Annotated in this window: 10 protein-coding genes; 9 read left to right on the top strand and 1 reads right to left on the bottom strand. The window is 60.5% G+C overall.

Going from position 1 to position 11267, the window contains the following annotated elements; translation table 11 throughout:
* Positions 1-5: 5 nt before the first annotated feature.
* Positions 6-833: a type I methionyl aminopeptidase gene (gene map / locus C266_RS00280; RefSeq protein ID WP_010803860.1), complete on the bottom strand. Its 828-nt coding sequence runs from the start codon at positions 831-833 to the stop codon at positions 6-8.
* A 518-nt stretch (positions 834-1351) separates the two neighbouring features.
* Here map and rpsB point away from each other — a divergent pair.
* From rpsB to bamA, 9 genes are all read left to right on the top strand, one after another.
* Positions 1352-2101, top strand: a complete 750-nt coding sequence (gene rpsB / locus C266_RS00275) for a 30S ribosomal protein S2 (RefSeq protein ID WP_010803861.1) — start codon at positions 1352-1354, stop codon at positions 2099-2101.
* Positions 2102-2255: 154 nt separating this feature from the next.
* Positions 2256-3137, top strand: a complete 882-nt coding sequence (tsf, locus tag C266_RS00270; RefSeq protein ID WP_010803862.1) for a translation elongation factor Ts — start codon at positions 2256-2258, stop codon at positions 3135-3137.
* A 97-nt stretch (positions 3138-3234) separates the two neighbouring features.
* A complete protein-coding gene (gene pyrH, locus C266_RS00265) occupies positions 3235-3948 on the top strand; it encodes a UMP kinase (RefSeq protein ID WP_010803863.1) in 714 nt (237 codons plus the stop codon).
* Between the two features lie 86 nt (positions 3949-4034).
* Positions 4035-4595 carry a ribosome recycling factor gene (gene frr, locus C266_RS00260; protein WP_010803864.1) on the top strand — a complete coding sequence of 187 codons (561 nt, stop codon included), beginning with the start codon at positions 4035-4037 and terminating at the stop codon, positions 4593-4595.
* A gap of 65 nt (positions 4596-4660) precedes the next feature.
* A complete protein-coding gene (gene uppS / locus C266_RS00255) occupies positions 4661-5443 on the top strand; it encodes a polyprenyl diphosphate synthase (protein ID WP_010803865.1) in 783 nt (260 codons plus the stop codon).
* On the top strand, positions 5443-6252 hold the full coding sequence (locus C266_RS00250; protein ID WP_010803866.1) for a phosphatidate cytidylyltransferase: 810 nt from the start codon (positions 5443-5445) through the stop codon (positions 6250-6252). The genes uppS and C266_RS00250 overlap by 1 nt, the downstream gene beginning before the upstream one ends.
* A 2-nt stretch (positions 6253-6254) precedes the next feature.
* Positions 6255-7454 carry a 1-deoxy-D-xylulose-5-phosphate reductoisomerase gene (gene ispC / locus C266_RS00245; RefSeq protein ID WP_010803867.1) on the top strand — a complete coding sequence of 400 codons (1200 nt, stop codon included), beginning with the start codon at positions 6255-6257 and terminating at the stop codon, positions 7452-7454.
* A 45-nt stretch (positions 7455-7499) separates the two neighbouring features.
* Positions 7500-8891 carry an RIP metalloprotease RseP gene (gene rseP, locus C266_RS00240; protein WP_010803868.1) on the top strand — a complete coding sequence of 464 codons (1392 nt, stop codon included), beginning with the start codon at positions 7500-7502 and terminating at the stop codon, positions 8889-8891.
* 71 nt (positions 8892-8962) lie between these two features.
* Complete coding sequence (bamA, locus tag C266_RS00235; RefSeq protein ID WP_010803869.1) at positions 8963-11266, top strand: outer membrane protein assembly factor BamA; 2304 nt, start codon at positions 8963-8965, stop codon at positions 11264-11266.
* The last annotated feature ends 1 nt before the right edge of the window (position 11267 follow it).

Below are 11267 nucleotides of genomic sequence, written 5' to 3'. Positions count from 1 at the left end.
AATGCTCAGGCTGCTGCCGCGAACGATGTTACGTACGACGAGCCGGGCGGCGGCGGGGGCGTCAGGGCCGAATGCGTCAGCACTTCGTGCCCTGTCTCCGTCACCAGCACGGTGTGCTCCCACTGCGCTGACAGGCTGCGATCGCGTGTCTTGACCGTCCATTGGTCGGGCATCGTCCGAATCTCGCGCTTACCGGCGTTGATCATCGGCTCGATAGTGAAAATCATCCCGGTTTGCAGCACGAGCCCGGTACCCTGCCGGCCGTAATGCAGAATCTGCGGATCTTCGTGGAACACCTGGCCGATGCCGTGGCCGCAGTATTCGCGCACCACGCTATAGCCCTGGGCTTCGGCGTGGGTTTGAATCGCCTGACCGATATCGCCAAGATGCGCACCCGGGCGTACCTGATTGATGCCGAGCCACATGCATTCATATGTGACCTGCGTCAGACGCTTGGCGAGGATCGAGCCTTCGCCGACGATGAACATCCGGCTGGTGTCGCCGAAGTAGCCGTCCTTGATGACGGTGATGTCGATGTTGAGTGCATCGCCGTTCTTGAGCACCTTGTCGCCGGGAATGCCATGGCAGATCACATCGTTGACCGAAATGCAGGTGGCCTTGGGGTAGGGCGGATAGCCCGGCGGCTGGTAATTCAGCGGCGCCGGTACGGTGCCCTGTTCCTTGGTCATGTACTCATGGCAGAGGCGGTCGAGTTCCCCGGTGGAGACGCCAGCGCGCACGTGCGGGGTAATGAAATCGAGCACTTCGCTGGCCAGTCGACAGGCGACGCGCATCATTTCAATATCGTGGGCATTCTTGAGGGTGATGGCCATTGCTGAATCGGGCAAGTTGCTTGAACAGTGTCGCATTATCGCACCAATGGACGGTTTTCGCCCCGTCTGGCGCGGATTTCGGAGCGTTCCGACAATGAATTGCCGATGTTCCGGCGCGCGGCGGGCCACGGAGCGAGTCGGGTCGAATGCCGCGCGAACCGGGCGTTTCCGGCTTGTCATCACAAGTTCACGCGCCGCTTGAGTGCCAGCGTGGTGCGATGCTATAATCTCGGGCTAAGTCGAGGACGAGTTGCTGATAAACCCAAGGGTTTTCCCTTGGGTTTTAAGGGTCTTCGCCGGGTTTTGCGGGTATTATTTGCCCCAATGTTGTGCCGGAGGGCGCTGCACCCGGTGAGGTGCCAGGTGGCAAATGTCGTCATCGGCTTGGAAATCTTGAAATCGCGGGCCGGCGCACCCAGGGTGCCCGATCTTCCCCGGCGGGCCATGCAAAGCTGTATGGCAGTCTGGCGAAACGGGTACGGCAGCCGGTCTAAGACCTAACCCTCACGGAGAATCACATGTCTGTCACGATGCGTCAGATGCTGGAAGCGGGCGTCCACTTTGGTCACCAAACCCGTTTCTGGAACCCCAAGATGGCCCCGTATATCTTCGGCCATCGCAACAAGATTCACATCATCAACCTCGAAAAGACGTTGCCGATGTACCAGGACGCACTGAAGTACGTGCGTCAACTGGCAGCAAACCGCGGCACGATCCTGTTCGTGGGCACGAAGCGTCAAGCGCGTGAAATCGTGGCGGAAGCCGCAGGCCGCGCCGGTATGCCTTTCGTCAACAACCGTTGGCTGGGCGGCATGCTGACGAACTTCAAGACGCTGAAGTCGTCGATCAAGAAGCTCAAGGACATGGAGCAGGCTCTGGAAGCCGGTGAGCAAGAGCGCATGAGCAAGAAGGAAGCGCTGCTGTTCGATCGCGAAATGGCCAAGCTGCAGAAGTCGATTGGTGGCGTGAAGGAAATGGGCGGCATGCCCGACGCCATCTTCGTCGTCGACGTTGGTTACCACAAGATTGCCATCACCGAAGCCAACAAGCTGGGCATTCCGGTGATCGCCGTGGTCGATACGAACCACTCGCCGGACGGCGTTGACTACGTCATCCCGGGTAACGATGACTCGAGCAAGGCAGTTGAGCTGTACGTGCAAGGCGTTGCCGATGCGATCCTCGAAGGCCGTGCAAACGCCGTCAAGGAAGTCGTGGAAGCCGTTCGCGGAGATGGCGACGAGTTCGTCGAAGTGAACGAAGAGGCGTAAGCGGCCACCGCTGCGTAACAAAGGGGGCTGCTTGTGGCGCCCCTTTTTTTTAGTCCGATTTTCCCGCGTCGGGTGCGCGGGGCGCCGAGAGCGGGCAGTGCGGCCGTTCGGGTGCCATCCTCTCCCGACTGATTCGATATACAGGAGTAACGATATGCCGGCAATTACTGCAGCAATGGTGGGCGAACTGCGCGCCAAGACCGATGCGCCGATGATGGAATGCAAGAAGGCGCTGACCGAAGCCGACGGCGACATGGTCCGTGCTGAAGAAATCCTGCGTGTCAAGCTGGGTAGCAAGGCCAGCAAGGCCGCCAGCCGTATCACGGCAGAAGGCGTGATCGCTGCCTACATCGACGGCAGCAAGGGCGCCGTTGTCGAAATCAACTGCGAAACCGATTTCGTCTCGAAGAACGATGACTTCCTGAAGTTCGCCAACGACGTGGCCAAGCTGGTCGCCGAGAACGGCCCGGCCGACGTGGCGGCTCTGTCGGCGCTGCCGCTCGAAGGCAAGACCGTCGAGCAGGTGCGTGCCGACCTGATCGGCAAGATCGGCGAAAACATGACGATCCGTCGCTTCCAGCGTTACGAGACGTCGGGCAAGCTGGCTGCGTACCTGCACGGCACGCGTATCGGCGTGGTCGTCGAGTACGAAGGTGCTGACGCTGAAGTGGGCAAGAACGTCGCCATGCACATCGCCGCCATGAAGCCGGTGGCCGTGTCGGGCGATCAGGTCTCGCCGGAGCTGATCGAAAAGGAGCGTAAGGTCGCTGCCGAGAAGGCTGCCGAATCGGGCAAGCCGGCAGAGATCGTCGCCAAGATGGTGGAAGGCAGCGTGCAGAAGTTCCTGAAGGAAGTCTCGCTGTTCAACCAGGCTTACGTGAAGGACGATAAGTCGACCGTCGAGCAGATGCTCAAGGCCAACAACACGTCGGTGAAGAGCTTCACCATGTTCGTGGTTGGCGAAGGCATCGAGAAGAAGCAGGACGACTTCGCTGCCGAAGTGGCCGCACAAGTGGCCGCTGCCAAGCAGTCGTAATTCGCGCAGTATCGCAGTATCCGGGGGCGGCGGTGCCGTCCCCGTTGTTTCATCCAGAATACCCAACAGTGCCCGACCAGACTTCTTAAGGACCGCCATGTCTACTCCTTACAAACGCGTACTTCTCAAGCTCTCTGGTGAAGCCCTCATGGGTGACGATGCATTCGGCATCAATCGTGCGACCATCGAGCGCATGGTTGGCGATATTGCCGAAGTCGTTCGCCTGGGCACGCAATTGGCCGTCGTGATCGGCGGTGGCAATATTTTCCGGGGTGTGGCTGGCGGAGCCGCCGGTATGGACCGTGCGACTGCCGACTATATGGGCATGCTGGCCACCATGATGAACGCCCTGGCGCTGCAAGATGCCATGCGTCACGCCGGTATCGAGGCGCGTGTACAGTCCGCGCTGCGCATGGACCAGGTCGTTGAGCCGTACATCCGCCCGCGTGCGATCCGTCAGCTCGAAGAGGGCAAAGTCGTGATTTTCGCCGCAGGCACGGGCAACCCGTTTTTCACGACCGACACGGCGGCTGCGCTGCGCGGCTCGGAAGTCGGCGCCGAAGTGGTGCTCAAGGCGACCAAGGTCGACGGCGTGTACTCGGCTGATCCCAAGAAGGACCCCAACGCGGTAAAGTATTCGACCATCAGCTTCGATGAGGCCATTTCGAAGAACCTGCAGGTCATGGACGCGACGGCTTTCGCGCTGTGCCGCGATCAGAAGATGCCGGTGCGCGTTTTCTCGATTGTGAAGCCGGGCGCGCTCAAGCACGTTATCCTCGGCGAAGACGAGGGAACGCTCGTCCACGTTTGAGCTCAAATTGCGGCGTTGGCGTGCATTGGCGCGCCAACGCCGTATCATTTACGTTTTGCGTAACAATTCAAGGTTTGGAGGTTGTCATGAGCGTTGCTGACATCAAGAAAAATGTCGAGCAAAAGATGAAAAGCTCGATCGAGTCGTTCAAGAACAACCTGGCGAAGATTCGTACCGGTCGCGCGCACGCCGGCCTGCTCGATCATGTGCAGGTGGATTACTACGGCTCGATGGTGCCTATCTCCCAGGTCGCTAACGTGAACCTCGTGGACAGTCGTACGATCGGCGTGCAGCCGTGGGAAAAGAAGATGGTCCCCGTGGTCGAGAAGGCCATTCGCGAATCGGACCTGGGTCTGAACCCCGCCACGCAAGGCGATCTGATTCGTGTGCCGATGCCCATGCTGACTGAGGAGCGTCGTCGCGAACTGACCAAGCTGGTCAAGTCGGAAGGCGAGTCCGCCAAGGTTGCCGTGCGTAATCTGCGCCGTGATGCCAACGAGCAACTCAAGAAGCTCGTCAAGGATAAGGAAGCCTCGGAAGACGATGAGCGCCGTGGCAGCGACGAAGTTCAGAAGCTCACGGACAAGTTTGTCGCCGAGATCGACGAGTTGGTGAAGCAGAAAGACGCCGAGATCATGACGGTTTGAGTGCCCCTGGCACTCACCGTAAGATCTCCGCCGACTTTCGCGCTCGACTCCCGCGCCGTATCTCAATGGGTTTTCTCAGCTCTTCGCTCTCTGTTCCCGAATCAGCGAGCATTCCGCGCCACGTCGCCATCGTCATGGATGGCAACGGGCGTTGGGCTACCAGTCGTAAATTGCCCCGTGTCGCAGGGCATAAGCGTGGCGTCGATGCCGTGCGTGAAGCGGTGACGGCATGCGCCGAACTCGGCATCGAATACCTGACCCTGTTCGCGTTCAGTTCCGAGAACTGGCGTCGTCCGCAGGATGAGGTCTCGACGCTGATGCAGCTTTTCATCCTCGCGCTCGAGCGCGAGGTGGGGAAGCTGCACAGTAATGGAATTCGTCTGCGTGTGATCGGAGCGCTCGAAGCGTTCGAACCGCGCATTCAGGAACTGGTCAAGCGTGCGGAAGCGCGTACGCGGGACAACAAAGGTCTCACGCTGACCATCGCAGCCAACTACGGCGGGCGGTGGGACATTCTGCAAGCCGCACAGAAGCTCGCTGCCGCGCGTGTCGCGCAGGGTGGGGCCGCTGCGCTCGAGACATCGTTCAGCGAAGACGACCTCGCGCCTTACCTGAGCATGGCGTATGCGCCGGAGCCGGATCTTTTCGTTCGAACTGGCGGCGACCAGCGTGTCAGTAATTTTCTGCTCTGGCAACTGGCGTACACTGAACTGTATTTCACCGAAGAATTCTGGCCGGACTTCAACGCCAATACGCTCAAGCGGGCCGTCGCCGAGTTTCAACAGCGCGAGCGCCGCTTCGGCCGTACCAGCGCGCAAGTTCAGAACCCCTCGGGACAATCCGCCTGATGCTCAAGACACGCGTTATTACCGCTGTCGTACTTCTCGCCATTCTCTTGCCCGTGATCTTCGTCGGTACGCCGGCGCAGTTCGCATTGCTTGCGGCCGTGATTGTGGCTGCCGCCGGTTGGGAATGGGGGCGGCTCGTCGGTCTGAACGGAACAGGTGCCGTCTTCTATGGTGCGCTCGCGCTGCTGGGCGTGGGCTTCACATGGGTGGGCGGCTGGACACTGTCGTCGATCTGGCTCAAGCCCGCCGCCATCTTCTGGCTGCTGGCCGGACCCTATACGCTGGCACGTAAGCCCGCAACCAAGGGGGCATGGCGCGGTTTGCTGCTTGTCGCCGGTCCGGTGTTGCTGATTGCGGCGTGGCAGGCGCTGTGTCTTGCGCGTGAGCGGGGCGTGGCATTTCTTCTCTCGGTACTCGTGATCGTTTGGCTCGCCGATACCGGTGCCTATTTTGCCGGTCGCGCGTTCGGCCGTCGCAAGCTTGCCCCCTCGATCAGTCCTGGGAAGTCTTGGGAAGGCGCTGTCGGAGGGTGGCTGTTGGTGCTCGTGGCCGCCGCGGCGGTGCTCGCGAGCGGCTTGCAGGCGCCGACCATCGTTTCTCATCTCGCAGGCGCGCTCGGCCTGGCACTTGGCGCATTGGCGCTGACGGTGCTGGTGGCTTTTTCGGTCGTGGGCGATCTGTTCGAATCTCAACTCAAGCGGCAAGCCGGTGTGAAAGATTCCAGCGCGCTGCTGCCTGGCCATGGGGGCGTGCTCGACAGAATCGACGCATTGCTTCCTGTGCTCCCACTGGCTCTGCTCTTCGTCTGATCATGTCGCAACATCTCTCTATTCTTGGCTCCACCGGCTCCATCGGCGTTAGCACGCTGGATGTAGTGGGGCGTCATCCCGACCGATTCTCCGTCTATGCGCTGTCGGCGCACCGCAATCTGGATCGCCTGTTCGAGCAATGTGTCGCCCATCGCCCGAAGGTGGCAGTGGTGGCTGATGCGCAAGGCGCTCGCTCGCTTGCGGCGCGTCTGGCCGATGCCGGGCTGAAGATCGAAGTGACTTACGGTCCGCAGGCGTTGATCGAGATTGCGCAAGCATCTGAAGTCACCATGGTCGTGGCTGCCATTGTCGGTGCCGCCGGGCTCCAATCGACCCTCGCCGCCGCTCGCGCCGGCAAGCGCATTCTGCTCGCGAACAAGGAGTCGCTCGTGCTCTCCGGCGCGCTGTTCATGGCAACGGCCGAGCGCGCGGGAGCTATGTTGCTGCCGCTCGATAGCGAGCACAACGCCATCTTCCAGTGCTTGCCGCAAGTCGCCGGGGAAAACCGGGTTTCGACGCGCGGTGTAGAAAAGCTGGTCTTGACTGCTTCGGGTGGCCCGTTCCGCGAGCGCGAACTGGCCTCGCTCGAGAACGTCACACCGGATGAGGCGTGTGCGCATCCGAACTGGGTGATGGGCCGCAAGATTTCGGTGGATTCCGCAAGCATGATGAACAAGGGGCTCGAGGTTATCGAAGCCCGCTGGCTGTTCAACATGCCGCCCGAGAAGATCGAGGTGCTGATTCATCCGCAGAGCGTGATCCACTCGATGGTGACGTATGCCGATGGTTCGACGCTCGCGCAGCTCGGGAACCCCGATATGCGCACGCCGATTGCTCACGCACTTGCTTTCCCGGATCGCGTAACGTCGGGCGTGACGGGGCTCAATCTCGCCGATATCGGCAAACTGACTTTCGAAGCGCCGGATCTGCGCCGTTTCCCGTGTCTGCGTCTGGCGTTCGACACGCTGCGCAGCGGCGGCACAGCCGGCGCATTGCTCAATGCTGCCAATGAGATTGCAGTCGCGGCATTCCTGGAAGGACGCATTCGCTTTACCGCCATCGCGCAAGTCGTCGAGCAAGTGCTCGATACCGTCGCGGTTGGCGAAGCCACCTCGCTCGACGTCGTGCTCGAGGCGGATCGTCGTGCCCGTGAGTTGGCGGCGGGTATCGTCGCCAAGCTGCCGGCGCCTGCGTCGTCCTGACGCTCAGGTGTATGTCGTAATGTCCCCTGGGGCTCGAATTCGCTCATGACTCTGTTGACCACGTTGCTCGCGTTTGCCGTCGCCATTGGCGTGCTGGTGGTATTCCATGAGTTGGGCCATTACTCCGTGGCGCGTCTGTGTGGCGTTAAGGTTCTGCGATTCTCGGTTGGGTTCGGCGTGCCGTTGTTCAAGTGGACGATGGGCCGCGATCGCACGGAGTGGACCGTCTGCGCCTTGCCGCTCGGCGGCTACGTCAGAATGCTCGACGAACGGGACGAGACGCAGATTGTCGCGCCGGAAGATCGGGCGCGCGCCTTCAATCAGCAGTCCGTCTACAAGCGCTTTGCCATCGTTGCGGCCGGTCCGATCGCAAACTTCCTCCTTGCCATTGCGCTGTACGCGGGACTGAATCTGGCTGGCGTGACCGAGCCCGTTGCGCGTATCGCACCGCCGGCGGCAGGGACGTTGGCGGCGCGCGCAGGCATGTCTGGCGGTGAACTGATTACCGGCGTCCGCGAGAACGGCAGCAGTCCCGACGAAGCGGTCGGCGACGAAGTACCCGTGCGTTCCTGGGAGGATCTTCGCTGGCGTTTGGTCGATCCGATGATCGACGGACAGCGTGTCACGCTGGTGGCGCGTACCCGCGACGGTCGCGCCGAGTTCATGCTGGATGCCGCCGGTCAGCATTTCGATGCCGACGGCGAGCAAGACTTCATGCAGCGCCTCGGGCTGGTGCCGTCGGCACGCGTCAAGGTGGGGCAACTGATGGCCGGCGGGGCCGCCGGTCTTGCCGGGTTGCGCGTCGGGGACGAAATCACTGCAATCGACGGTAGCCCCGTCGGATCGGCGAAGGCCCTTGTGGACGCCGTGCGTGCTCATCCGGGTAAGCCGATGACCCTTACTGTGCGGCGCGACGGTGCGCTACGCAACGTGCCGCTGACACCGAGTGCGGAGGCCGATCCGGCCGAGGCGGGCGGAGCGAGCGTTGGCAAGATCGGTGCGGCGCTGGCCAGTCAGGTCGACACGGTGACGGTGCGCTACGGGTTATTCGAGGCGATTGGGCGTGGTGCGCAGCGCACGTGGGACGTCACGGCGTTCAGCGTTCGGATGTTCGGAAAGATGATCACCGGGCAGGCATCGCTGAAGAATTTGAGCGGGCCGGTGACGATTGCAGACTATGCAGGGCGTTCGGCCAGACTCGGGCTGGATTATTTCGTTGCCTTTCTCGCGCTTGTCAGCATTAGCCTTGGCGTATTGAATCTGTTACCAATTCCAGTTTTGGACGGTGGCTATCTGTTATATTATGCGGTCGAAGCGATAACCGGTCGGGCAGTTTCCGAGCGGTGGCAAAGCGCACTGCAACGAGTGGGCATCGTTTGCATCCTTGCGCTCTCCGCCGTAGCACTTTTCAATGACCTGTCGAAGTTGCTGCACTAGACAGCGTCACGAGCCTGCCGTCGCAGGCAAATCCGAGTTTTTACGATTCAATTGTTTCTTGGGGAAGCAAGTTGTCGAATAAATACCACCTTGTTCCGAAGACCCTGGTGATTGCGGTTCTGGCGGCACACAGTTTCCTGGCACGCGCCGTCGAGCCGTTCGTGGTCAAGGATATCCGAGTGGAGGGCTTGCAGCGCATCGAACCCGGTACCGTGTTCTCGTACTTGCCAGTCAAACCCGGTGACAAGTTCAACGACGATAAGGGCACCGAAGCAATTCGTGCCCTTTATGCAACGGGCCTGTTCTCGGACGTGAGCGTTGAAGCGCAAGGCAGCGTGCTGGTGGTGCACGTCAACGAGCGTCCCGCGATTGCATCCATCGACTTCCTTGGTATCAAGGAATTCGATAAAGACGGTCTGAAGAAGGCGCTGCGTTCGGTCGGCCTGACCGAAGGCCGCACCTTCGACCGCAACCTGCTCGACAAGTCGGAACAGGAACTCAAGCGTCAATACCTTACGCGCGGTTACTACGCTGCCGAGGTGAAGACGACGGTCACGCCACTTGAGCGTAACCGCGTGGGTATCCAGTTCGCCGTGACCGAAGGCCCGAAGGCGACGATCCAGCAGATCAACTTCGTCGGCAACAAGGCGTTCTCGTCGTCGGATCTGACGGCGGAGATGGAACTCGGCACGCCGAACTGGCTGTCGTGGTACTCGAAGAACGACCTGTACTCCAAGGACAAGCTCACGGGCGACCTGGAAAAGCTGCGCTCGTTCTATCTGAACCGCGGTTATCTGGAATTCAACATCGACTCCACCGACGTTTCGATCACGCCGGACAAGGACGAGATGTTCCTCACGATCAACCTGCATGAAGGCGAACCGTACAAGGTGTCGGACGTCAAGGTTGGCGGCGAGATGCTGGGCAAGCAGGATGACATTCAGAAGCTCGTGCAGTTGAAGCCAGGCGACACGTTCTCTGCGGCCAAGCTGCAAGCCAGCACGAAGGCGATTTCCGATCTGCTGGGTAACTACGGCTTCGCATTCGCCAATGTGAACGCCCAGCCGACGATCGATCGCAACAACCACACGGTGGCGTTGGCGCTGACGATCGATCCGGGCCGTCGCGTGTACGTTCGCAAGATCAACATCGTGGGCAACTCGCGCACGCGTGACGAAGTGATCCGCCGCGAACTGCGCCAGCTCGAAAGCTCGTGGTACGACGCCGACCGCCTCAAGCTTTCGCAGGATCGTATCAACCGTCTCGGCTACTTCACCGACGTGAACGTGACGACCGAGCCGGTAGCCGGTTCGAACGATCAGGTCGACCTCCAGGTGAAGGTGGAAGAAAAGCCGACCGGTACGATCAACGTGGGTGCGGGTTTCTCGTCGACTGACAAGGTGGTGCTGCAAGCCGGTATCAGCCAGGACAACGTGTTCGGTTCGGGTACGTCGCTGTCGGTGAACGTGAATACCGGTAAGACCTACCGTACGTTGGCTGTCACGCAGGTCGATCCGTACTTCACGGTCGACGGTGTGAGCCGTATTACCGACATCTACTACCGTACGTATCAGCCGCTGCTGCTCACGAGCGATTCGGATTTCCGTATCAACACGCTAGGCGGTAACCTGAAGTTCGGTGTGCCGTTCTCGGAAGTCGACACGGTGTTCTTCGGTATCGGCTTCGAACAGACGCGTCTGCACCTGACGAGTGATGGCACGACGCCGCAGCGCTATATCGATTACGCCAACCAGTTCGGTTACATCAGCAACAACTACCCGCTGACCGTGGGCTGGTCGCGCGATTCGCGTGACAGCGCACTGATCCCGAATCGTGGCCATTATCAGCAGGCCAACATCGAAATCGGTACGCCGATCGGGACGACCAAGTACTTCCGTGCCTACTACCAGCACCAGTACTACTACCCGGTGAGTCGTGGCTTCACGCTGGCGCTCAACGGCGAAGTCGGCTACGGCCACGGGATGGGCGGCCAACCGTTCCCGATCTTCAAGAACTACTTCGCGGGTGGTATCGGCTCGGTGCGGGGTTATGAGCCGAGTTCGCTGGGTCCGAAGGACACCAACGGCGAGCCGCTGGGTGGTGCTTCGAAGCTGATCGGTAATGTTGAACTGACGTTCCCGCTGCCGGGCACGGGTTATGACCGTACACTGCGTATCTTCACGTTCCTGGACGGTGGTAACGTGTTCGATAACGGCCAGGCGATTACCTTCAATAACCTGCGCTATTCTTACGGTTTCGGCCTGTCGTGGATTTCACCGATTGGCCCGCTCAAGCTCTCGATGGGCTTCCCGCTCGTCAAGAAGACCGGCGATCAGTATCAGAAATTCCAGTTCCAGGTCGGTACGTCGTTCTAAC

The organism is Pandoraea sp. SD6-2, from assembly GCF_000389825.1.
In the GTDB taxonomy this organism is placed as follows: domain Bacteria; phylum Pseudomonadota; class Gammaproteobacteria; order Burkholderiales; family Burkholderiaceae; genus Pandoraea; species Pandoraea communis.
Note: the sequence above shows the minus strand (reverse complement) of the source record. Positions and strands in the feature narration are given on the sequence as shown.

Bases quoted from the DNA above. Each gene is read 5' to 3' on its own strand.
- map (WP_010803860.1), bottom strand. From the start codon at position 833: ATGGCCATCACCCTCAAGAATGCCCACGATATTGAAATGATGCGCGTC.
- rpsB (WP_010803861.1), top strand. From the start codon at position 1,352: ATGTCTGTCACGATGCGTCAGATGCTGGAAGCGGGCGTCCACTTTGGT.
- tsf (WP_010803862.1), top strand. From the start codon at position 2,256: ATGCCGGCAATTACTGCAGCAATGGTGGGCGAACTGCGCGCCAAGACC.
- pyrH (WP_010803863.1), top strand. From the start codon at position 3,235: ATGTCTACTCCTTACAAACGCGTACTTCTCAAGCTCTCTGGTGAAGCC.
- frr (WP_010803864.1), top strand. From the start codon at position 4,035: ATGAGCGTTGCTGACATCAAGAAAAATGTCGAGCAAAAGATGAAAAGC.
- uppS (WP_010803865.1), top strand. From the start codon at position 4,661: ATGGGTTTTCTCAGCTCTTCGCTCTCTGTTCCCGAATCAGCGAGCATT.
- C266_RS00250 (WP_010803866.1), top strand. From the start codon at position 5,443: ATGCTCAAGACACGCGTTATTACCGCTGTCGTACTTCTCGCCATTCTC.
- ispC (WP_010803867.1), top strand. From the start codon at position 6,255: ATGTCGCAACATCTCTCTATTCTTGGCTCCACCGGCTCCATCGGCGTT.
- rseP (WP_010803868.1), top strand. From the start codon at position 7,500: ATGACTCTGTTGACCACGTTGCTCGCGTTTGCCGTCGCCATTGGCGTG.